Consider the following 21,238-nt stretch of genomic DNA (forward strand, 5'->3'; position numbering starts at 1 on the left):
GCTCAGTCTCCCGTGTCCTCCTGGGCGGCGAGGAACAGGTCCAAGTGGTGGCGCAGGTAGACCGCCTGGCGCTTCGTCGGTTTCTTGCGCAGCGGGGTGGGGACGCCCACCAGCGCGCGGTCCTTCGCCGACAGGACGTCGGACACGAGCATGTCCCCGGTGTCCGGGTCGAACGCGATCAGATGGTTGTCGAACAGGCGGTCCAGGTTGGCGATGAGCGGCAACCCGTTGGCCGGGTCCAGGCGCTGATCGTCGTTCGAGTCGGCCCAGGCCATCGCGTGGGAGGCGATGAGGAGCGTTCCGACCGAGCACCCGGTGACGGCGCAGGCACCGCCCCAGAGCGAGAGCAGACCGGCGCGGTAGCGGCCCTGGCCCATGCGCGCTTGCACGAGCGCCTGGCGGGTGGTGGCTTGGTCGGGTTTTGCGTAGCGCCGCTCGATGTCGGCCAGGTCCTGCGCGAGCGATGACCCGGCGGACGGGCGGGCCAGGTAGTCGTCGACGGTCACGAGGCGATCGACCGTGACGAACACGTGGCCGTTGGGGCGACGGTCCACGCTTTTGAGCTTGCGCAGGTGCACCCCGTCGTACTTCTTCGCCAGCGGATCGTCGCGGTCCTTCCCGTATCGAAGCACCGCGTACGTGGGGCGGCCGGCTTCGAGGTGGGCGATGCTGCGCAGACGCTCGGCGCGACCGATCGGATCGCTGCGATCGCCAGGCGGGCGAGGTTTCCAGACGCCGATGGATCGGTCGTTGCTCCCCGGCTCCACATCCTTGAACCAAAGTTTCATCACGACGGTATCCGTGCTTTCGTCCGTGGCATCCCACGACGGACGACGGACGGCCAGGCGGACGCCCAAGCTGTCGAGAAACTGGTTGATGGTTGGTGTTGCCATGCTGCCCCCGTGGTCCGGTATCGCTCAGGTGTCTGGTCATCGCCGACCGGTGGTCCGGTCGTGCCTGGCGATGATACCGGAGGGCACCGGACCCTTCGGGAAAACCGCCGGGGCTCACGCCCGGCACTCAAACACCGGCGGCATCCCACCCCGAACCTCGCCGCGGGCCTGGGCCCGGCGATGGACCGGGCTGGGAGGGTGGAGCGGAGGGGCTCGCTTACGCGTTGGCAGGACCGGCGACGTCGAACGGATCCGCCGGGTCAAACGTCATCGGCGGGAGCGGCTTGGTCACCAGCATGGCCACGCCGTCGATCACCTCCACCTGCAGGCGGAGCTTGTCCAGCACGCCACCGATCACGGCTTCGATGCGCACCTCGTCGAGGCCGACGGCCAGCGGCTGATCCTTGACCACGGTGAGCAGCACGTCTTGCTTGATCGGGCCGTCCGGGGTGCCCAGCACCGCGCACACGGCTTTCACCGTGTCGTTGATGCACGCTTCGAGGGCGGCTTGCTTCGGCGTCTGCGGCGGCAGGTCGTCGAGCGCTTCGCGACCGCGGACGAACGGGGCCACCCCGTCGATGCGCAGGCGCATGAGGCGCGGACGGCTTCCAAGCTTGTCGGCCGGTGCGCGGCGCGTGTTGTCCGGCGAATCGATGTCCACGCCCTTCGGAAGCAAGAACGTGCGGGCACGCTTCCAGAACTCCGGTGCCCCCAGCGCCTTGCCACCGTTGGACAGGGTGTAGTCCTTGTACGCGGTGTACAGGGCCTGCTTGTCCGACCACACGTCCGGTTCCTGACGGAAGTTCACGAAGTCGAACCAATCCAGCGTGTTGTCGTTGGAGCCGCGGATGGTCAGGGCGTGTTGGCGCGCTTCCAGCGGCACGCGTTCACCCTCCGGGAACCCGTGCTGGCTCAGGTGGACGAGCCCCTTGATCAACCACGCGACCACGCCGGCCATTTCCTTCGGGTCGTCGATGATTTTCTTGTCGAGGTCGGGGATGCGGTCCTTCGGTGCGATCGTGCGGTTGAACGGAACGTTGGCGATGCGGCGCGCGAAGCCGTACGACATGTCGGTGAAGCCGATCGTGTCGTTCATCAGCAGGATCCAGCGGGCGCGCAGGGCCACGGACAGGGGGACCTTGTTCTTGCGGTTGATCGCCACCAGATCGCCAGACACGTACGCCTTGAACACGCCCTCGCTGATCGGGCGCTTGCGCGAGGGGGCCTCCGGCACCGTCACGAGGGTGGCGGAGATCAGGGGCTCGGCGTTGAAATCCCCGTCGAGCTTGTTCAGGTCGAACGCCACCACGTTGGAGTGGATGGCGGCGATGATGTTCAGGAGCACACTCTTGCCGTTCGAGCCAACGCCTTGCCACCATTGGCACTTCTGGTAGTTCGTGCTCGAGATCGTCGAGGCGCAGCACGCCCCGAGGTAGTCCTGCATCTCGGGCGACTGGATGGAGTTCAGGAACATCCCGAACTTGCTGGACGGGTCCAGCTCCTGGACCGTGTACGTGCCGTCCTCGGCCACGCGCGTCCAGTCGATGGTGGAACGCACGGCGTGCGTCGCCCCCAGCTCGCGCGAGGGCTCGTGGGCGCGGACCACGCCGGTGGGCAGCACCTCCAGCAGACCGTTCTGCATCGGCAGCAGCACGCCCGTGCCCTCCTCGGGCACCGGGACGAGCTTGGTGCCGGACAGGCGGGTCAACGCCGTGTCGACCATCGAGCGCGCGGTGCGGCGGTTGAAATGGTGCGGCTCGTCGCGTTCGAGGACGTTCAGCGCGTCCTGCTCCAGAGCGACATCGCGTTGGGCCTCCCAGTACACGCCGTTCCAGCGGAACAGCTCCGGCACCTCGCCCTTGCCGACCGCAAGGTTCGGGTCCTGCGCCAGCTTGTTCGCGTAAAACAGCTCGATGGACGGCTTCTTTTTGGTCGGCTCTTGGGTGCCGGCGCCCGGGAAGTTGAATGCCATGGTCGTTCCTTTGTTCGTGCTCGGTTGGTACGCGGGAGGCGTCCCGTGGGACCACCTGCCGCTCGGAACGAAGTGTCGAGGGGCGACCCCCCGGACCTGAGTCGCCGGCCCGCCGTCCCCTGGGCGGGGGCGCGACTCACGGCCGGTGGCGCACCAGGCGCACCAGGGCTGGACTCGCCCCGGTCCCGGCGGGGCCGGGCTCAACGCTGGCCAGTCCAGGGGCACGACGGCACGGCCTTGGACCGCGCCATGGCACGGAGGCCCGGTGGGGCAAGGGTCGGGCGGGCACCGCCCAGGCGGTCCAGGCTGTCCGGGTGAAATCGGCGATGTTCTCCCGTACAACCAGAAGGGGCAGCGCCCACCGGTGGGAAAGGTAACGCCGTCCCATAGACGGCAACCTTCCCCGGCTGGGGATCAGGATCCTTGTTGAACCCATGGGGAAAGGCTTGGACCGCTTGGACCGATCCTCGGTGCACACCGTGGGACGGTCCCCACGGGCTGTCCAGGCATCACCACGAGGACCTGGCCAGGCCTGGGCCAGGAACCGGGCGAGCCCGGACAGGACCGGCATCGACGGTTCCCGTAAATCCTCACCGTCGGTTGTACAGCAAGCCGTGCCACGGCACGGGCTCACCCCGTCCACCCGCTCGCCGCGCGGCGTTCCGTCTCCCCAGCAGCGGCGCTGCCGACGTCACCGTTTTCCCGTTCCCGTCCTTCCCCGCGACCCTGCCTCGGGCCCGGAGTCCGTCAAGGCGCACCCGGCCGTGTTGCTGCGCGGCCCGCACCACCTGGCGCTCGAATCCTTGACCGTCCCCAGGACCTCGGCGACCCCCATCGCGGGACGAGAACTCAGGAAAACGGCGGCAACGACGCCAGGCACGCAGGCTCGACGGAACAACGTCAACGGCCAGGTCAAAAGCGGGCCTCAAAGCTCGGAGCCGGTCAGCTCACAGCACCACCACCAGGAGGAATGTCATGTTTCACAGCTTCGGTTATCGCGGTCACACCATTCACATCGCCATTGCCGACCGCAGCAGCGTCGAGGAGGTCAAGGTCCAGCTCCACCACAGCGACGGCGGGTTCGACCTGGTGCCCTGCAAGACCTTGCTGGGCGCGAAGCGGCGGATCACGCGCTACGTCCGGGATCAGGGCAAGCCTGACCAGCCCGCCGGCGCGTACTGATCCGTGCCATGGCCACGAGGGAGGCGTCCACCGGGCGGTGGGCGCTCACCCATCGACCTGGTACCGGGGCGGGGTGTGGGGAGTTGCATTTTGCGTCATCAAATGATCTGAGGTGTTGTGTTCTACCGTGGGTACCCGTAAACTCCCGCCCAGAATCAGAGCAAGAGCAGCACGAAGCACCGGGGCAACCCATTCAGCATCACCATCGCGCAACCGCGGCCATCGCAATCGGCACCGCGGCTTGTCGACGATCAGGGATCAGCGCCTGGACCTCTACGCACCGGTGGCATCGAGGGTGCCGGTCGGGCGGACGAAGGACGGCCTGTTTCAGCTCGACGCGATCACGTCACGGTTGGGCTGGTTCGGCCGAAATGGAAACCAGGACGTGCCATAGCACAGCGTAGCGCTGGGCGGATGGCCGACGACAACCAGCACGAGGGACCAACATGAAACGGACCACGCGTCGCGGCACCACCGCGGCCGGCTTCACGCTCCTCGCCCTGGCGCTCGCCGGGTGCGGCGGTGGTGGTGGGGGCAACGGTAGCAGCAGCGGAACCACCAGCTCCAACGGCACGGGCTCGACGGGCACCACGACCAGCAACGGGGCGGCGCTCCTGGCGGCCTATACCCCGCCGGCGTCCATCGTGGCGGGCGTGCAGACCAGCTACAGCGGCCCGGCGTTCAGCACGTACAACAGCGGGCTGTCGTCGAACTGCGCGACCCCCTCGAAGGTCAGCAGCACGGTGATCGTCACGCCCAACGCTGTGGTGTTTTCCGCCGGGGCCAGCCTCAAAGCGCAGGAGCTGGCGGCGGACCTCCTGGAACAGGCGATCCCGCAGATACGCACGGCCATGGGCCTGCCGTCCACCGGCGTGGCGTTCGACGGCACCAACCGGATCCAGGTCTGTGTGGATCCTTCGCTGGGTCAGAGCGCGGGCGAAACAGGGACGAGCCTGGTGGGGCAGACCGGCACCGGCGTGGGTCCCGTGATGCAGGTGATGAGCGCCGATGCCGTGTCGTTCGACCAGCGCTACCCGGGGGCGACCAGCTACACCGCGCCCGTGGGGCAGTCCTACGCCGACCTGTTCGTACACGAGGGAACCCATGCGGCCATCTACTCGCTCACGGAGCCGTTCCTGGGCACCCCGACGTTCTACCAGGAGGGTATGGCCACAACGATCAGCCACCTGCCACTGGCCAGCAAGGCGAGCATCCTGGCTGCCGTGCAGGCGTCGGACCTCCTGAGCACGTCGAACGCGAACACGGACATGGGCGCGGCGTATTCGGCGTACGAGGCGACGATCGGGTACATCACCAGCTCGGCGAGCGGTGGGCTCGGTTTCCCGATGACCAGCATGCCGGCGTTTCTGGCCACGTTCAAAGCGCAGGCGGAAGCCGCCTGCGCTCAGGCGATCCCCAACGGGCTGATCCCAACGGCATCGCAGACCGTGGGCCTCCCGGCCGGTCAATACAACGTGTGCGCGTCGGGGCCCGGGGTGGTGGACCCGAGACTGAACACGGCGTTCGACGCGGCTTGGAACGCCACCTTCAAGGACACCGGGGGCGGTCCGCTGTACCTGCATTCCGCCGATTCGGCCAACAGCCTCGAATCGACCTTGTACCAACGGCTCAACAGCTTTTTGTGACCGGCTAACGCGGGGCGGCGGCGTCCGATGGGCGCGGCCGACGCGAGGGACCAATCAACAAGAAAGAGGAAAACGATGAAGCACCACGTCTTGCCCGTCGCAGCGACGACGGTTTTGTGCGGCCTGCTGGCCGCGTGCGCGAACGGCGGGCCGGACGTGAACGGCTTCGTCCAGAAGGCCAACAGCGCGGTCGAGAGCGCGATCCACAGCGTGACCGGGGGCAGCGGTGACAGCGGGGGCGACGTCACCAACGCGGCCGGCCCGGTCTACACCCCGCTCTCGGGCGGGAACAGCTTGCAGGGGCTTTTCGGCGGGCAGAACCAGCAGCTCGCGAACTACGGCAAGCTGCAATACCCGCGGGTCGCTCTGGAATACCTGACGTTCGGGGCGAGCCAGCCCTGCTGGAAGGTGCGCGCGACGATCTGGACCAACTCGAAGCACTCGCATGACGAGGTGTTCCAGGTGTGCGACGTGCCGATCGCGGTCCGGGACGCCGTCGGCCAGGTGGGTCAGCTCAACCCGCAGGGGATCATCGACAAGATCGACCAGACCCGGGCGCCGATCAACGTGGCGAACACGGGCGACCAACGCACACGTGGTCCGCTTCCCCCGTTGCGGGCCATGAGCGTCCCGCTGACGAACACGGGCCCCATGTTCCAGGCGAACCCGTTGCAGGTGCGCCTGGACGCGATCAACGCCCGGATCGCTTACGTGGCAAAGTACGTACCGCTCGGCGACACGAGCGCCATGAGCGTGGTCAGCTCGGCCTTCTACGACTACCGCGTGTGGATCTACCGGTTCGACCCGGCGGGCAACCTCGGGTGATCGTCGGCCGTCCGGCGCACCCTGCACCAGAAGAAAAAGGACACGAGTATGAGCAGCTTCCAGGAACAGATCGACCAGGCGATCAAGGCCCAGGACCTGTACTTCATCGGGGACCAGTTGCCGTCGGACTGGTACGCCGGTTTCAAGGCCTGGCTCCCCCTGGCGGAGGGCGGTGATGCGCGGGCCATGGTCAACGTGGGCCACTGCTACGTGAACGGCGAGGGCGTGGACCGCAGCGCCACCACCGGGCTGGATTGGTACCGACGTGCGGCGAACCAGGGCGACGCCCGGGCGATGCTCACGCTCTACCGCCAGTTGAAGGGGAGCTCGCCGGTCGAGGCCGAGGGCTTCCTGCAACGCGCGGCGTCCGCGGGCGACGATCGGGCGATCCAGGCGGTGAAGGCACGCATCGCGGAGCAGCAGCGCCAGGCGCAGCAGCAGGAAGCAGCGGAGCGGGAGCGCGTGGCGATCCAGCGGGCGACCACCGCGTTCCAGGAGATCAAGGCGATGCTGGACCGCCGGGACCTGGCGGGCGCACGGCAGCGGGCGGAAACGGCGGTGCAGGACGGGTTCGCCTGGGCGGGGCAGATCATCGCGGCCCTAGCGTTGAAGATCGAGGTGACGCGCACCAGCCAGAAGGAGTACATCCCGGGCCCGATGGTCATCCGCGACGGGACATCACGCCACACGGGGACGTCGTACCGCACGTACACCCACAGCGGCACGGTGACCAACCCGACGCGCTACGGGGTGCACGCCAACATCGGCGGTTTGGGCCTGGGCTACGGGATGGTGCCCGCCAACGGCTCGGTGAAAGCGTCCTCGGTGCCGGTGCGCCAGATCGCGAGCGACTGGTGCTCGAAGGTCGACGTCATGATCACCGACAAGGTGGTGAAGTCGCTGACGCCGAATGGCGTGGTGGCCGTGCCGATCGGCCCGGACCAGGTGACGGTGACGAGCGGCGACCCGCTGCCCTGGAAGGTCATCGCCTGGGGCGTGGGGATCGTGGTCGTGCTGCTCGGGCTGGCGGTGCTCCACTGACCGCTCAGGTGCGGCCGGGCACCCGGCGGTCGACGAGGGCACCCAAGGCATGGCTTAAGATGGCACCCTCTCAGGTGTAGGACCGTACCGCGCACGTAGGCCCTCGGACCGCGCGGTGTGTGTTTTGACGGCCCCGCGCGGGGCCGCTTTTTCGTTCAGTCGCGGTCAGCGGCGCGGGCGGCGAGGGTACCCAGCAGCACGGCGAGGAGGGCCGTACCCGCCGCGATCCCGATCGCCTTCAGCATCGTCTTCACCGCGCTTTCGTTTCCCATTTGCCTGGCATTCTCCGACACGTGCTGTTTCTCGGTTCCCTGCACGAACCCGAACTTGGCACGGTCCGGCAGCGCCTCGACCATGCGATCGACCAGTTCGGTGAGCTGCCACCGGCGGGTGGCCGACACGGTGCAGACCTCGGCGTTTGGCAGGTTGAAAAGCGCGCCCACGTCTGAGCGCTTCTGCTCGATGTTGGCGAGCTGCTCGGGGCCCGGGCGGCGTTCGTCGCGGATCCAGTCGTCGGTCGGTTCGAGCTTGTCGCTCTGGTTGACCACCACCAGGAAGGGCGTCGCGTTGCGCCCGATCTCGGGCTCCACGATGCTCTGGTAATACGCCTTGTCGGCGGCCAGGGCCCGGTCGTCGGCCTTCACCACCCACAGCACGAGGTCCAGCTCGGGCAGCACGCTCTTGTACAGAGCGCTGTACTCCACGTCACGCTCGGCGCTCTCGCCCAGGCCGGGCAGGTCCAGGAGGAACACCCCGGACAGGTCGCCCTGCATCTCGAGCAGGGCCTGCTGGGGTTGGCGGGTGCACGCCGACACGTCGCTGACCTCGGCGACGTCGTGACCGAACAGCGCGTTGAACAGGGCGGACTTGCCCACGCCCGTCTTGCCCAGCACGCCGATCCGCGGGACGTAGCCCAGGGTTTCTTTGATTTTCTCGACGGTCTCTTTCGTGACCTCGACGCCGTGCTTGCGCAACACGTCGCCGAACGCCTTCACCAGGTTGGGATCAATGGCCATGCGTGGTCTCCTGCGGGTGGTTGTTCGGGATGGTTGTTCTTGGCGGGGCGCCTGTGGTCCGGCGGCCCCCACAGGGTCAGCGGTCGAACGCTTCGATCATCCGGCGCTGGGCGTCGACGATCGCCAGGGCGTTGCCCGGGTGCCAGTCGGCGATCGAGTACGGCAGGTTGAAATACGGGTAGCGGCCGAACGCGAACCGGGCGAGCGGCGGCAGCGGCCGGTCCGCCCACGGGTTTTCGAGCAGCACGACGTCCTCATGGAACACGAACAGGACGGCCGACAGGCGGCTCTTCTTTTTGTCGTCGAGGCGGAAACGCCCGTCGTGGCCCATGCGTTTCGGGGCGGACGGGTCCTCGAACACGGGCGCACCCTTCCAGCCGTAGACCCCGTACCACATGGCGCCGCTGCACAGCCCCCGTCCGTGAAACCCACGGATCAGCGGGGACATCTGGTGCGGCTTGAGCAGTTGGGAGGTGGTGGGGCCACCGAAGTGGGTGAAGTCGGCGATGAGCACGCACGGCCGGTCGGGGGCCACCTGGGTCTCGTCCGGCTTCATCGAGCAAACCTTGCTGATGAGGTTGGCCTGGACGCTGTCGCCTTCCTTCGTCGGGTCCGGTCGACCGCCCGGGGTCAGCTCGGTCACGGCCATACGGAGGGTCCGCTCGCCCACCGTCGTTTCCGAGCGTTCGATCCCGTACGGGTGCTCACCGTCGGGCGTGTTGGCCGCGGCCATCAGCTTGTCCTGTTGCTTGTCCTGGTGCTTCGAGAACACCTCGACCGTCACCGGCCCGTCGCCGGCGTCCACGGTGAAGTCAGGCGTGGCGTCGCTCGCCCGGATGATCGGCGTGACGTCGAATCCTGCTTCGAGCAGGCCGCCGTACGCGCGGATCTCCGCCAGGGCCGACGACGCACCGCTGTCGTCCTGGAGGTTGCGCAGGCGGTCACCGAGATCCTTCAACCACGTTTCGCCGCCGGTCTCCTGGGCGATGGCCGGCACCGCCAGGCGGACCAGGTTGTCGACCGGGCGCGGTTCCCGCGAGCACAGGGCGAACCACGTGGGGTGGCGCGTCCCGGTGGGTAGAAGCGGGGCCTTGTCGATCCCCTCGATCTCCTCGGGGGTGAACAGGTCGGACAGGCTCGCGATGGTGGGCGTGGTGGTGCTCATACGACGGATCCTTCAGCGGACGGGTGGGCGGGCAAGCGAACGATTGTACGGGGACCGCAGGGCGATTGCTTGACCATCGGGAGGCGCCGGCGTGTCACCCGATCACCCGGGCTTGAACGGCGAACGGCCGCCACCCGGGCGACCGTTTCGACGCGTCCGAATCGGGATCACCAACCGCGCGGCGGGAGCCAGTCCCGGGAGTGCTCGTTCAGGAACCGGCGGGTCCGGTAAAACGAGCGCAGGGTGGTCAGCGGCAGCGCCACCCCACGTTCTTGGGCGACGCGCAACGCCAGGTCCCGCATCTTGGCGGTCGGCGCACGCGGTCCGAAGATGAAGAACGGGTGGCGCAGGAACCGCAGGGCGGCCAGATCGGCCCGGGCCTCGTGGCTGAACGGTGCGCGCAGCAGGGCACGGACCAGTCCGAAGATCGCGGTCATGATCCAGACCCAGGCCAGGAACAGGAAGGACACGCCGATCGCGCCGGCGATCAGGGCAAGGACGATTTTAAGGCCGACCACGGTTCTCCTCCTGCTGGTCTGTTGGCGGTGTTCGGACCAACTTAGCGGGTCATGGGGCGAAGTCAACCCCGTGCCCTGGCACGGCTCGCCGCTTGACGGGCCTGCACGACCTGCTAGGTTTCGGGCACGCGGTCCACGTTCAGAGGCCGGACACGAGGAGGAGACCTGCGATGCGGCTGTTCAAACCCATGGCCCTGGCCACCACGATCGGCATCTGCGCGATGACCGGTGGCGGCGACGCCAACGGCAGCACCGGCTTCACCCTGCCGACGTCGCTGGCGGCCGTACGCCAGGACGCGACGGCGGTGTGCGACCGGATCCCGGGCGAGGCGGGGCAGGCGGGTCTGCCGGCGTTGGGCGCGATGTCGAACGGCTGCTACAACGCGGTGGCGTTCGTGAACACCAAGCTCGTCGCGGTGCTGGGCGACGGCGGGTCGGCGCTGATCGTCCCGGACGACGGCGGACCGATCTTGCTGCGCGTGGCGACCATGACCGAGGGCATCGGGGCCCGGGTTCGCAACGCGCGGTAAGGCGCGCACCGTGGAGCGACCAGGCGGCCATCAGGGCCGCCTGTTGCGTTATGCTGCTGATCCGCTCGATCGCACCATCGCACCGTATGCCCATCCAACCCGAACGTCATCCACCCCTGGACCTTCAACCGAACACGGTGCTTTACCGCGGCGTCAACCGGGGCATGCACGACGACGGCCGGGGCTTGCGCCCGCGAAACCCGGACAAGCCGTTCGAGAAGCACGTGTACTTCGACGGCACGTGGAAGCTGGACGGCTCGATCAACTTCGGCACACCGCACGGGCAGGCGGTGCACGCGCACCAGTGGGACAGCGAGGGATTCAACGGCCCCGCGCTCTCGTTCACCACCATCGAGAAGGTCGCGCGGCGCTTCGCCACCACCGACGGGCTGGAGGACGGCGTGGTGTACGCGGTGACGGTGGCCGAGCTGGAAGCGGCGGGATGCAGCCTCCAAGATCCCAGGGTCTACACCTCGGGACTGCAGAACCCCGACGAGCACGAGGTGATCGTGGTCCCACCGACCGGCGGTGAGCTGAGCCTCGACCGGGTGCGGGTGACCGAGGTGGTGGCGTAGGCCTGGGCGATCGGTAGGGCTCGGGCGCGTGAAACCCCGCCTCCGGCGGCTTGGGCACCATCCCCGGCGAGTACCTGCGGTGACCGGGCCGGGCTCAACGCGGTGAGGAGCAGTGCACCTGGTTTCATGGGGGCGACCGCCGGCCGGGTGTCGCCTGCTGGTGGCAGGGCGATCGGGACCGGGAGGTGCCATGGCACGGGGATTCGCACCCGAGCATCCCATTCGGTTCGCCCCCCTGCGGGATCGTCGCCGGAGGTGTGTTTCGGTCGCGCGGCAGTGGTTCTGCCCGCTCATTCATCGACCTATGGGCCGCCAGGAGGCGGCAAACCACGCCATCAAGAGCATCGCGGCGGTACCACGGCGCGCGCTCTGCGGCAGAACATCCCATTCGGTTCGCCCCCACCAGCAGGAAAACATCCCACTCGGTTCCCACCCCTGGCGTTGGCCCCGCCCCGTGCCGGGGGCAGGTGTTCGGGGCGCACGGGTTCCGGGGTTGAGTGCCAGGAGCCGCTAGGCTCCCAAAAGGTTTTGACGTTCCCGGAGGGGATCGGTTGAACCACGCGCCGGAGGTGATGGCAAAACGTTATGTTCTTCGTTCGGTGGGTTCGGGTGAACCGCCAGAAAGGCGGGTTCACCCAGGAACCCCTTCACCGTTTTTCTCTAGAGTATTGCTGTTAGCTATCAAGCAGGGGGTGCGCGTCCGGAGGACGCACCCCTGCTTAATAGCTTAAGAGCTTAAGGCGGGCTGGAACGCCCGTCTGTCAAGGCTTTCAGGGGGGGGGGCATCCGATTGGGTTCGCCCCTTCATCCCATTCGGTTCGCCCCTTCATCCGATTGGGTTCGCCCCCCATCCCATTCGGTTCGCCCCCTCATCCGATCGGGTTCGCCCCCTGGGGCGTCCCATGTGAAGGTCCTGCTGGTAAAGATTTTCGTAGGCAAGCCTTGACATGACCGGGGCCTGGAGTTGTACTGGACCAGAGCGCAGATGATCGCGCGCAACGTTCACGATGGGCCTGCCACGGCGGGCCATGACCGACGCCTCTCGGACTAAACCCCGAGGGGCGTTTTTCGTTTACCGGAGATCACGATGGCGTCCCCCTCGAAATCGTCGAAGAAGCAGATGGAGCAGCTCAACATGCGGCTCGAGACGGCCGTGCTCGCGCAGCTCGACCGCATGGCGGCGGAGCGCTCGACGACGCGGAGCGACGTGTTGCGGACGCTGTTGGCTGCATGGATGCGCGATCCTTCCAGCGTGGTGGTTGGCTTCCCCGTGATCGGGAGCGCGAAATGAACCGGCGCCCGTTCCCGTTCCGCTACGCAGCGCAAGATCGTCAACCGGTCGTGGTGGTAGAACCGGCATCGGCACCGGTGACCGTTGTTGACATGCAGCGCGCCAAGACCACGATCGAGCCGCGCCAGGGCAAGAGCGTGAAGACCGGTGGTGAAGAAACGGTCGCCTGGCCGTCCCCGTTCACGCCCAACGCGCTGTTGCGCTTCGCTCTGTTCGGTGCTCAACGGGAACGGATGGCCGCCGCGAAGATCTTCCCGCGCCAATCCAGCACGACGGACGGGCGTTTCCTGATCGCGGAGACCGCGCACTACCGTATCGAGTACGACGGGGACGAGGCGCTCAACGCGGACGACCTGATGGTCCTCCTGGTGTGCTTTGCCATCGCACGCAACGCGGGTGACATGGGCGCCTACGTGCCGATCTCCCTCAGCGAATGCAACCGTTATCTTTGGAAGTCGCGCAGCGGCAAGAACACGCTCCTGTTCCGGCAATCGCTGATGCGCCTCTTCAAGGGCTACATCAAGATCACGGTCGACGGTGTGGGCATCAAGCGCCAGCGGTTCCTGGCGAACTACGACAACGACGACACGGACCCGAACAACCCTGTCTACTGGATCCGCATCGACAAGGGCATGGCCCCGTTGTTCGAGGCCGACGCCACCGAGATCGACGTGGTGCGGATGGCCCACTTGAACAGCTACCTGGCGAAGTGGCTCCACGGTTTCTACTCGACCCACGACGGCAGGAAGGATTACTCGGTCAGCGAGCTGCAGGAACTGAGCGGATCGTCGTACCTGCCGCTGTTCAAGTTCCGGGCCAAGCTCCGGGAGGCCGTCAAGGAGCTGATGGAAGCCAAGACGATCACCAACGAGAAGGGCGAGGAGAGGGCGATTCGCCCTCTGTTTGGCGCGGGCACGACCATCACCAAGGGCGACATGCTCCACGTCGTCAAGGCCAGCCGTTCGATGATGATCGGTCCGGCGAAGAAGGCCGCGGCGCAACCGATCACCGTGCCGGCAACCGCCGATGCGCACACGGAACGGCGCGGGAACGTCCCGGCGGTGACCCTCCCGACGCAACGGGTGGACGACGCACCGTTCGTGTCTGCTGGCGCGGATCCGTTCGACGAGCGGGACACGCGCTCGCCAGCGGAGAGGGCTGCTGCACGCCAACGGGCCCGCGTTGCTCTCTGATCAACGGCCCTTCGGGGCCGTTTCCCATCACCCCCTGGCAGGACTCATCCGGTACCGCGCGTGCACGTGCGGACGCTCGGCCGGCAGGTTGTAGCACCAGACCTGCGGCTCCCCCTCGGCACCCTGGCGCTCCCCCACCAGTCGGTTGAACATCCGCCCCACCTTGCGCCGCCACCCATGGGGCAGCGATGACCAGAGGGCGGCGTGGTGCGGGTCCCGCCGGCAGAGCTGGCGCAGGGTCCCGTCCTGGTGGTCGAGCCGCGCGAGCAGCCCGGCGAGCAGTACGCGGGCGATGGCGGCAGGGGTGGGGTCGAGGTCGAGCAGGGTGGTGGTCATCGGGTTCTCCAGGATCGTTGATCGGACGCCACCCCGCGCGATCGCGTGATGGCTCTACATATATTGAAAAACCGCCCCTAACTCACACCGATTTCCCGAACTGTTACAAAAAAGTTGACCGCGCTCCCAGGCCAACCTTCCGTCCTGCACCACCACCCGACCTCCTGATTTGACAAGCCTGTCGTACCTGCTACCGGTACGTACCCGTGCCCTGGCACAGCTTGGAGGAGGCTCGTCGTGCGTTTGTGGATCTTTGAAAAACCGTCCATGGCCATGGCCGTGATCCCCCACCTGCCGAAGCCGCACACGCGGCACCAGGGGTACGTCGAGACGGGCGACGGCTACGTGTCCTGGCTGGCCGGGCACGTGATGGAGCAGGTGCAGCCGGGCGACTACGACGAGCGCTGGGGCACGTTCCCCTGGAAGTTCGAGGACCTCCCGATCATCCCGAAGGACTGGAAGCTCAAGGTCTCGGAGGACAAGAAGGACCAGGTCAAGGTCATCGAAGGGCTGCTGAAAAAGTGCACGTCGATCGTGAACGGCGGCGACGCGGACCGCGAGGGCCAGCTCCTGGTGGACGAGGTGCTGCTGTACTTCGGCAACACCAAGCCCGTGGCGCGGATCCACCTGAGCGCGATGGACCCGACCAGCGTCAAGAAGGCGATCGCCTCGCTGGAGGACAACGCGACCTTCCGTCCGCTGTACGAGGCGGGCCTGGGCCGGCAGCGCGCGGACTGGCTGGTGGGCATGAACATGTCCCGGGCCTACACCATCCTGGCGAAGAAGCAGAACTACCCCGGCGTGCTGTCGGTGGGGCGCGTGCAGTCGCCGACCCTGGCGCTGGTGGTGAAGCGCGACCGCGAGATCGAGGCGTTCGTCCCGAAGGACTTCTGGACCATCGAGGCGCAGTTCCTCGACCCGGGCCAACCGGCGTTGCCGTTCTGGTCGCGCTGGCTCCCGCCTGGGCTGTCGCTGGAATCCGCCGAGAAGCAGGCGGACGTGGACGCCAAGGGCGAGGCCGACGAGGACGAGGAGGGCGATGAGCCCGACGGCGCGGACGGCGCGATCGCGGGTCAGCGCCCGGCCTGGCTGGACGAGCAGAACCGCATCGTCAACAAGGCGATGGCGGACCAGATCGCGGCGAAGGTCCAGGCCGCGGGCCAGGGCTCGGTCACGCGCTACGTGAACAAGCCGGCGGAGGAACAGCCCCCGCTGCCGTTCGAGCTGACGGGCTTGCAGACCGCGCTCAACGGGAAGTACGGCTATTCCGCGAAGGAGGTGCTCGACGCCTGCCAGGAGCTGTACCTCGCGGGGCACACCACCTACCCGCGCTCGGACTGCCCGTACCTGCCTGAATCGCAGCACGCGGAAGCACCGGACGTGCTGGACGCGATCGCGCAGGGCGCCCCGCACATGGCCAGCCTCGCGACCAACGCCAACGTGACGATCCGCTCGCGGGTGTGGAACGACGCGAAGGTGAGCGAGCACCACGCGCTGATCCCGACGCGCCAGGCCCCGGACTGGTCCACCCTGTCCGAGATCAAGCGCCGCACGTACGAAATGATCGCGCAGCGCTACCTGGCGCAGCTCTACCCGAACTGCCAGGCCGACAAGGCCAAGATCGAGGTGTCGATCGCGGGCGAGCGTTTCGCGGCCAGCGGTCGCGTGGTGAAGGACCCGGGCTGGCGCGTGGTGTTCCAGGGCGAGGCCCAGGCCACGGACGCCAAGAAGAAGGACGCCACCCCAAGCCTGCCGGTGTTGACCGAGGGCGGTTCGGTGAACCGCCAGGTGGTGAAGGTGGACGCCAAGCGCACCACGCCCCCGCCGCGCTACACCGAGGGCTCGCTGCTGACGGCGATGAAGCACATCCACCGCACGGTCAGCGATCCGGTCGAGCGCAAGCGGCTGAAGGCCCTGGACGGCATCGGCCGGTCGGCCACGCGCGCCGCGATCATCGAAACGATCATCAAGCGCAGCTTCGTGGAGGTGAAGGGCAAGCAGCTCGTGGCCACCGTGGTCGGCAAGATCCTGGTGGACGCGCTGCCGGCCAAGCTCACGGACCCGGGCATGACCGCCCGGTGGGAGGCGCTGCTCGACGCGATCGCGTCCAAGAAGATCCCCCTGCACGCGTTCATGGCGAAGCAGGAGGAGGCGATCGTCGAGCTGGTCAACGAGGCCCAGGCCTCGACCCTTCCCACCATCCCGGCGGACGCGATGCCCGCTCGCACGCCGTACGCCGGTGGCGCGTCGAAGCCGCGTCCCGCACCCGAGGGCTCGAAGAAGTGCCCGAAATGCAAGAAGGGCTTCCTGGTCCCCCGGACGGTGAAGAACGGTCCGAAGGCCGGGCAGACCTTCCACGGGTGCAACAACTACCCGGAGTGCAAACACAGCGTCTGGCCCAAGTAAGGCCGGCGCCCGACGTTCACGAAGCCTGCCTGGCGACCACCGGGCGGGCTTTTTTCATGGCCATCCACCCATTCCCATCCAGGAGGTACCACCATGCAGCAGCCCAACGCCCAGCGCGAAACGATCGTCGCGGATTCGCTCCCTCAACGCCTCGACGCCTACGACATGGCGCGGCTGCTGATCGAATGCGCCGAACGGCCGGCGATCGGCATGCTGATGTTCTTCGCCGTGCCCATGGAAGCGCGTCTGGCCATGGTGGGCGCGAAGACCCCCGGGCAGGCCCAGGAGGTGCGGGACGAGTCGTTCAACACCGACATCTGGGTGTTGTCGACCGTCATGCGTGTGCTCGGCGAGCGGGAACGGCGTGGCCTGGGCGGCCCTGTCGGGGCGACGTTCACCCCGCTCGAGCTGAGCGCTCTGGTGGCGCACCTGAACGAGGTCGATGATCCGACGATCACGGCGTTCTTCCGGCGCGAGAACCTGAACGGTGCCCAGATCCTGAAGCGCCACGCTGACGCGTTGCGTGAGCTTCCGGAGGTCGAGCAGTTGATGCTCGCATCGCTCACCGCCGTCTGGCAGCGGACCGACAACCTGGACCTCGTGCGCGGGTTCCTCGACGAGTGCATCCAGGACGGCCCCGTCGCGGCCGCCATCGCAGCTCGACGGGCCGCAGGAGCGGGCGGGCGACGATCCACTGAAGGTGGACCGATCGCCCAGCGTGAAGCGCTCACCCCGGTGGGCGCTTTGTCGTGCCGCAAAAAGTTGCCGGTTTTGCGCAAAAAGTTGCGGAACTTGCGCAACATCTTGCGGGTACGGCGCAACTTCTTGCCGAAGGCCGTGGCCCGGAGGGACCGGGGTTGGGCGGGGCGTGAGCCCCGTCTTTCCACCGTGCCAGGGCACGGCTACGGGCCTCGCGACAGTCCGCGATCCCCGATGACATGCAGCGCTCCCGGCGCTGCTCGACCCCGAACGTCCAGGGCACCGCGGCATGCACCGCGGGGTGGTGCGTTCAACCGTGACGCCGTGTTTCCCGCATCCCCGTTTTCGATTCACCGCTGGGTGGCCCGCCCACTTCCTCGACGTGTAGCTCAACCGTGCCCCTGACGGGGGCAAGGCACCGCTGCGCTCGTTGTCCTCTCCCGTTCCCCTCGCTCCCTTCGGTCGGTCGGCGCGTGCGGCATCCGGCAACGGCCTGGCCCCCGGGGCAGGTCTCGCTTTCCCCACGACGAGGCGGCTCCACTGAGCAGTGAAACGAAACCCAACGGGGAGAGCAGGGAAATGGTCCACGGCGTCGAACACACCACCAACGGCAACGGCAACACCGCGGCGTTCCCCCGCACCCCCGAGGCTCACCACCGAGCAGGTAGCCGCACCACTCACACGACCACGAAGGAGAACAACAGCATGGACGCGCAAGACATCATCAACGGCTTGGCCCGCTACACCGGCACGGAGAGCTATTTCTCCCTCGGTGCCATGTTCCGCAACGCGGTCTACACCGACGGCGTGCAGTTCCTCATCGAAAACGCCCAGTGCGCCTGGCTGGTCACCGATGCGATGGCCTGGGTCTCGCAGAAGGTGCCGGGGCAGAACTACGACGACGGGTTCATGACCGTTGAGCTGCACCCGAAGGAGGACAGAACCGCCGATCTGCTGATCACCGACGGCAACGGCACGACGCTCTACAGCCAGCACTACACCGCCCACACGTTCCCGCTGCCGAAGGGGATCAAGTTGTACGCGGTCTGGGGCGAAACCTCGCGCGGCCCCTGTTGGATCTTGATGGTGACCAGCGAATATTGATCCACCCCACGCCCCGGACGCTACGGTTTCCGGGGCTCCCGATCCCACGACCAAGGAACACCATGAACCTCATCACCATCACCACGGGCGACCTGATCGGCCCCACGCTCGACTGGGCGGTGGCCAAGGCCATCAACGCCCCGTTCACCACCGGACCGTTTTCCACCGACTGGGCGCTGGGCGGCCCGATCCTCGAAATGCACGGCGTCGGTTTCTTCCGCAACGGCAAGAGGGTGTACGCGAACGAGGCGAAGCGCTGGGAGGCGAACCGCATCGTGAACCTCGACGACGCGCCGATTCTGCGCCACGGCTACCGGGCCCTGGGCCCGACCCCGCTTGTCGCCGGCTTGCGTTGCCTCGTGCGCAGCAAGCTGGGCGAAACCGTGGCGGTGCCGGCGGACCTGATCAACACGGAGGCATGACATGGCCAAATCGACCTTTCAGCGGCGCGGCATGATCGGAGGCGTGTTCGCGTGCGGCATCTGCGGCCGGCGGACGCGTCACACCAACCAGGGCATGTCGCACCTGTGCCCCCAATGCGACGAGTGGACGGCTTCGGAAAATGGCATCAACGACGGCAACTACGCGGGGTGCCCGCCCGAGGACCTCGTGCAGGCGGAGGCGGCGATCCTCAAGCTCAAACGCGAGGCATGGAAGCGGGGCGGGGACGCCGCGAGCCTGGGGCTTACGCCCGACGGCACGCGCGACCTGCGCACCGAGATCAACGCCGTCACCATGGCCGCCGTCGTGCGCGGCTACCGCCTGGAAATCGCGGGCGGTGCGCTCCCGGGCGAGATAGCGCTGGTGGACGACCTGAACGGCGAGGCGGTGGAGGAACCGGACGAACCCTTGGCGGCCCTCGCCCAGCTCTACGCGCTGCTGGTGGACCTGCGCGAGGGTGTTATCACCGCCCAGCAGTTCGACGACCTCGGCGGCAGCACGTGTCGCGAGATCCTCAAGCAGTCCCAGGCATGACCGGGGCCGGGGCGGTGGCCCCGCTACCACGGTTGATCCCACGGCCCGGACGCTACGGTTTCCGGGCATGCCTCCCTCACATCTGGTACATGACCATGGAACGCTTCACCCACGTCACGACGCGCAACAGCCCGACGAGCAAGACCTACCAGCAGCCCACGTACCGCGACCACCCGGCGGGGGCCGTGCCCATCACCGGCGAGTTCACCCTGACCGTCGACGAAGCGATGTACATCCTCAGCGTGGCGGGCCAGGCCCGTCACCACCATTTCGACTGGGTGAAGCTCATGGACGCGCGCACGGTCTGGATCGGTTACGACCCGAGCCCGACGGGCGGGTTCACGGAGCGCCGCACGAAGACGGTGTACATGGACGCCGGGATCATGGTCTCCCCGGACAACTTCCACATCCAGGGGCGCGAGTCCAACGACGGCCCGCTCCTCAAAACGATGCACATCCGGATGGACGACCTGGTGCGCGACTTCGCCCTGGTCCTGCGCGATCCGGACGCGAAGCTCAAGGCCGCCTGACCTGGGCACGGGGCACGTCCCCGTGCGCGGGCACCGCGGCGGCTGTCCAGCGCCCACCTGCGCGGTGGGCGTGGTCCTGGCGTGCCCTGGCACCCTTCGGGCAACACCTCGCCGGAGGCGAAACGGCAGGTAACCCCGCCCGGCAGGCCTGCGGCACACGGCCGGGCCCCACGGCATCGAGACCGAGCGTTCCTCCGCTCGGTGGTCCGTTCGGATACCGCGTCCTTCCGCGATCCCCGATGAACGCAGCGCGTGCACCTGGCGCAGCGCGGCCCCGTACAACCGGACCCCTGGACGCCTGGGCGTCCTGAGCACGCCGCGCTCGCGCACGTCGTGCCGCCGGTTTTCAACCGTGATGCCGTGGCTCCGCCAGGTCGTCAGGCACGTGGGTCCGCTCTTGTCGGTCCGCCTTCTCCTTCGACGTGTAGCTCAGCCGTGTCCCTGTTGGGGCAAGGATTCGCGCGCAGCGCTCGTCGTCCTCTCCCGGTCCTTCCCGCCTGGTGGTCGGTCAGGCGTGCGGCATCCGGCGACGTCCTGGCCCCGGGCCCCGTCCGATCTCTTTCCACGCCGAGGCGGCTCCGAAGAGCAGACATCCACCAGACGATGAGGCGAACCATGAACCACGGCATCGAAAACCCGGCGAACAACAACGGCAACACCGCGCAGTTCCTCGCCCCCGAGGCTTCCAAAGAGCAGGGGTACAGCAACACCGGCGACTACTTCGCCCAGCCCTACAACACCTGCGTGGCAGGCTTCTACTTCTCGGACTACGAGGAGTACCAGGCAAAGGCTGCAGCGCTGCGCGACCCGTTCGGTTCCCCGGTGGAGGAGTTCGAGATTCAGGCGATCGACCTGGACCGCGCGCAAAGCGAGCTTTTCGACGCACTCAAAATCGACCAATCGACGCTCGAACGCTGGTTCGACGACGTGGTCGACCTCGACGAGCACGAGCTGGCGGTGGTGTTCTTTCTGGTGGACAACAGCGGGTACGACCTCGACAGCGCGATGGACAAGAAGGACGATGTCTCCCTGTATCACGGCAACCTGCTGGACGCGGCCACGGAACTGTTCGACGACTGCTACGGCAGCTCGATCCCGGACAACCTTAAGTCTTACATTGATTACGAAGCCTTCGCCCGTGACTGCCGTTGCGGCGGCGACATGGTGGAGTTCGATTTCGGGGGCTCGACCTACACCTGCACGTCGGCGAACCACTGCTGACCACGTGCCCGGAGCCTCGCCCTCGGGCGATGCGCTTTGGGTCGGCGGGCAGTGCCAGGGCACCCCTCACCGCCCGGGTATCCAGCGGGACCCCACGCCGAAGGCTCAGGGCCCGGAGGG

General features: G+C 67.4%; 21 protein-coding genes. 15 read left to right on the forward strand and 6 right to left on the reverse strand.

The features are described from left to right. Window positions 1-2 precede the first annotated feature (2 nt). The gene (locus tag BKK80_RS08280; protein ID WP_071068851.1) at window positions 3-893 is read right to left on the reverse strand and encodes an HNH endonuclease; all 891 of its coding nucleotides are present in this window, start codon (window positions 891-893) and stop codon (window positions 3-5) included. A 217-nt stretch (window positions 894-1,110) separates the two neighbouring features. Next, on the reverse strand, window positions 1,111-2,865 hold the full coding sequence (locus BKK80_RS08285) for a DNA primase family protein (protein ID WP_071068852.1): 1,755 nt from the start codon (window positions 2,863-2,865) through the stop codon (window positions 1,111-1,113). Window positions 2,866-3,840: 975 nt separating this feature from the next. Between BKK80_RS08285 and BKK80_RS08290 the strand changes: the two genes are divergently transcribed. From BKK80_RS08290 to BKK80_RS37180, 4 genes are all read left to right on the forward strand, one after another. After that, window positions 3,841-4,047, forward strand: coding sequence for a hypothetical protein (locus tag BKK80_RS08290; protein ID WP_071068853.1), 207 nt, complete (start codon window positions 3,841-3,843; stop codon window positions 4,045-4,047). A gap of 446 nt (window positions 4,048-4,493) precedes the next feature. Further along, on the forward strand, window positions 4,494-5,693 hold the full coding sequence (locus BKK80_RS08295) for a hypothetical protein (protein ID WP_071068854.1): 1,200 nt from the start codon (window positions 4,494-4,496) through the stop codon (window positions 5,691-5,693). 75 nt (window positions 5,694-5,768) lie between these two features. Beyond that, on the forward strand, window positions 5,769-6,518 hold the full coding sequence (locus tag BKK80_RS08300; RefSeq protein WP_071068855.1) for a hypothetical protein: 750 nt from the start codon (window positions 5,769-5,771) through the stop codon (window positions 6,516-6,518). Between the two features lie 48 nt (window positions 6,519-6,566). Further along, a complete protein-coding gene (locus BKK80_RS37180) occupies window positions 6,567-7,559 on the forward strand; it encodes a tetratricopeptide repeat protein (protein ID WP_071068856.1) in 993 nt (330 codons plus the stop codon). A gap of 155 nt (window positions 7,560-7,714) precedes the next feature. Here BKK80_RS37180 and BKK80_RS08310 read toward each other — a convergent pair whose 3' ends face one another. From BKK80_RS08310 to BKK80_RS08320, 3 genes are all read right to left on the reverse strand, one after another. Next, a complete protein-coding gene (locus BKK80_RS08310) occupies window positions 7,715-8,575 on the reverse strand; it encodes a GTPase (protein WP_071068857.1) in 861 nt (286 codons plus the stop codon). 76 nt (window positions 8,576-8,651) lie between these two features. Next, on the reverse strand, window positions 8,652-9,740 hold the full coding sequence (locus BKK80_RS08315; RefSeq protein WP_071068858.1) for a hypothetical protein: 1,089 nt from the start codon (window positions 9,738-9,740) through the stop codon (window positions 8,652-8,654). Window positions 9,741-9,907: 167 nt separating this feature from the next. Further along, window positions 9,908-10,258: a hypothetical protein gene (locus BKK80_RS08320; protein WP_071068859.1), complete on the reverse strand. Its 351-nt coding sequence runs from the start codon at window positions 10,256-10,258 to the stop codon at window positions 9,908-9,910. Between the two features lie 170 nt (window positions 10,259-10,428). Between BKK80_RS08320 and BKK80_RS08325 the strand changes: the two genes are divergently transcribed. From BKK80_RS08325 to BKK80_RS08340, 4 genes are all read left to right on the forward strand, one after another. Then, window positions 10,429-10,788 (forward strand): hypothetical protein, encoded by a 360-nt coding sequence (locus tag BKK80_RS08325; protein WP_071068860.1) that lies wholly within the window; start codon window positions 10,429-10,431, stop codon window positions 10,786-10,788. A 185-nt stretch (window positions 10,789-10,973) separates the two neighbouring features. After that, a complete protein-coding gene (locus tag BKK80_RS08330; RefSeq protein ID WP_236903735.1) occupies window positions 10,974-11,363 on the forward strand; it encodes a hypothetical protein in 390 nt (129 codons plus the stop codon). A 1,087-nt stretch (window positions 11,364-12,450) separates the two neighbouring features. Further along, a complete protein-coding gene (locus tag BKK80_RS08335; protein ID WP_071068862.1) occupies window positions 12,451-12,654 on the forward strand; it encodes a hypothetical protein in 204 nt (67 codons plus the stop codon). Then, window positions 12,651-13,847: a hypothetical protein gene (locus BKK80_RS08340; RefSeq protein WP_157903170.1), complete on the forward strand. Its 1,197-nt coding sequence runs from the start codon at window positions 12,651-12,653 to the stop codon at window positions 13,845-13,847. Before BKK80_RS08335 ends, BKK80_RS08340 begins: the two co-directional genes overlap by 4 nt. A gap of 27 nt (window positions 13,848-13,874) precedes the next feature. On the opposite strand, the gene BKK80_RS08345 is transcribed toward BKK80_RS08340, so the two are convergent. After that, complete coding sequence (locus BKK80_RS08345) at window positions 13,875-14,183, reverse strand: hypothetical protein (RefSeq protein ID WP_071068864.1); 309 nt, start codon at window positions 14,181-14,183, stop codon at window positions 13,875-13,877. Between the two features lie 237 nt (window positions 14,184-14,420). On the opposite strand from BKK80_RS08345, the gene BKK80_RS08350 reads away from it, so the two are divergent. The 7 genes from BKK80_RS08350 to BKK80_RS08380 all read left to right on the forward strand — a co-directional run bounded on the left by BKK80_RS08350 (window position 14,421) and on the right by BKK80_RS08380 (window position 21,118). Then, on the forward strand, window positions 14,421-16,589 hold the full coding sequence (locus BKK80_RS08350) for a DNA topoisomerase 3 (RefSeq protein WP_071068865.1): 2,169 nt from the start codon (window positions 14,421-14,423) through the stop codon (window positions 16,587-16,589). A 93-nt stretch (window positions 16,590-16,682) separates the two neighbouring features. Further along, window positions 16,683-17,693 (forward strand): hypothetical protein, encoded by a 1,011-nt coding sequence (locus tag BKK80_RS08355; RefSeq protein ID WP_071068866.1) that lies wholly within the window; start codon window positions 16,683-16,685, stop codon window positions 17,691-17,693. A gap of 174 nt (window positions 17,694-17,867) precedes the next feature. Next, complete coding sequence (locus BKK80_RS08360; protein WP_071068867.1) at window positions 17,868-18,392, forward strand: DUF6876 family protein; 525 nt, start codon at window positions 17,868-17,870, stop codon at window positions 18,390-18,392. A gap of 62 nt (window positions 18,393-18,454) precedes the next feature. Further along, the gene (locus tag BKK80_RS08365) at window positions 18,455-18,814 is read left to right on the forward strand and encodes a phage protein NinX family protein (protein ID WP_071068868.1); all 360 of its coding nucleotides are present in this window, start codon (window positions 18,455-18,457) and stop codon (window positions 18,812-18,814) included. Window position 18,815: 1 nt separating this feature from the next. Next, window positions 18,816-19,367: a hypothetical protein gene (locus BKK80_RS08370; RefSeq protein WP_071068869.1), complete on the forward strand. Its 552-nt coding sequence runs from the start codon at window positions 18,816-18,818 to the stop codon at window positions 19,365-19,367. A 95-nt stretch (window positions 19,368-19,462) separates the two neighbouring features. Then, window positions 19,463-19,897, forward strand: coding sequence for a hypothetical protein (locus BKK80_RS08375; RefSeq protein WP_157903171.1), 435 nt, complete (start codon window positions 19,463-19,465; stop codon window positions 19,895-19,897). A 615-nt stretch (window positions 19,898-20,512) separates the two neighbouring features. Continuing rightward, complete coding sequence (locus tag BKK80_RS08380) at window positions 20,513-21,118, forward strand: antirestriction protein ArdA (protein WP_071068871.1); 606 nt, start codon at window positions 20,513-20,515, stop codon at window positions 21,116-21,118. The last annotated feature ends 120 nt before the right edge of the window (window positions 21,119-21,238 follow it).

This window comes from Cupriavidus malaysiensis (assembly GCF_001854325.1).
GTDB lineage: Bacteria > Pseudomonadota > Gammaproteobacteria > Burkholderiales > Burkholderiaceae > Cupriavidus > Cupriavidus malaysiensis.

Excerpts from the sequence above, each read along its gene's own strand:
- BKK80_RS08280 (WP_071068851.1), bottom strand. The coding sequence starts at position 893 with ATGGCAACACCAACCATCAACCAGTTTCTCGACAGCTTGGGCGTCCGC.
- BKK80_RS08285 (WP_071068852.1), bottom strand. The coding sequence starts at position 2,865 with ATGGCATTCAACTTCCCGGGCGCCGGCACCCAAGAGCCGACCAAAAAG.
- BKK80_RS08290 (WP_071068853.1), top strand. The coding sequence starts at position 3,841 with ATGTTTCACAGCTTCGGTTATCGCGGTCACACCATTCACATCGCCATT.
- BKK80_RS08295 (WP_071068854.1), top strand. The coding sequence starts at position 4,494 with ATGAAACGGACCACGCGTCGCGGCACCACCGCGGCCGGCTTCACGCTC.
- BKK80_RS08300 (WP_071068855.1), top strand. The coding sequence starts at position 5,769 with ATGAAGCACCACGTCTTGCCCGTCGCAGCGACGACGGTTTTGTGCGGC.
- BKK80_RS37180 (WP_071068856.1), top strand. The coding sequence starts at position 6,567 with ATGAGCAGCTTCCAGGAACAGATCGACCAGGCGATCAAGGCCCAGGAC.
- BKK80_RS08310 (WP_071068857.1), bottom strand. The coding sequence starts at position 8,575 with ATGGCCATTGATCCCAACCTGGTGAAGGCGTTCGGCGACGTGTTGCGC.
- BKK80_RS08315 (WP_071068858.1), bottom strand. The coding sequence starts at position 9,740 with ATGAGCACCACCACGCCCACCATCGCGAGCCTGTCCGACCTGTTCACC.
- BKK80_RS08325 (WP_071068860.1), top strand. The coding sequence starts at position 10,429 with ATGCGGCTGTTCAAACCCATGGCCCTGGCCACCACGATCGGCATCTGC.
- BKK80_RS08335 (WP_071068862.1), top strand. The coding sequence starts at position 12,451 with ATGGCGTCCCCCTCGAAATCGTCGAAGAAGCAGATGGAGCAGCTCAAC.
- BKK80_RS08340 (WP_157903170.1), top strand. The coding sequence starts at position 12,651 with ATGAACCGGCGCCCGTTCCCGTTCCGCTACGCAGCGCAAGATCGTCAA.
- BKK80_RS08345 (WP_071068864.1), bottom strand. The coding sequence starts at position 14,183 with ATGACCACCACCCTGCTCGACCTCGACCCCACCCCTGCCGCCATCGCC.
- BKK80_RS08355 (WP_071068866.1), top strand. The coding sequence starts at position 16,683 with ATGCAGCAGCCCAACGCCCAGCGCGAAACGATCGTCGCGGATTCGCTC.
- BKK80_RS08360 (WP_071068867.1), top strand. The coding sequence starts at position 17,868 with ATGGTCCACGGCGTCGAACACACCACCAACGGCAACGGCAACACCGCG.
- BKK80_RS08365 (WP_071068868.1), top strand. The coding sequence starts at position 18,455 with ATGAACCTCATCACCATCACCACGGGCGACCTGATCGGCCCCACGCTC.
- BKK80_RS08370 (WP_071068869.1), top strand. The coding sequence starts at position 18,816 with ATGGCCAAATCGACCTTTCAGCGGCGCGGCATGATCGGAGGCGTGTTC.
- BKK80_RS08375 (WP_157903171.1), top strand. The coding sequence starts at position 19,463 with ATGGAACGCTTCACCCACGTCACGACGCGCAACAGCCCGACGAGCAAG.
- BKK80_RS08380 (WP_071068871.1), top strand. The coding sequence starts at position 20,513 with ATGAACCACGGCATCGAAAACCCGGCGAACAACAACGGCAACACCGCG.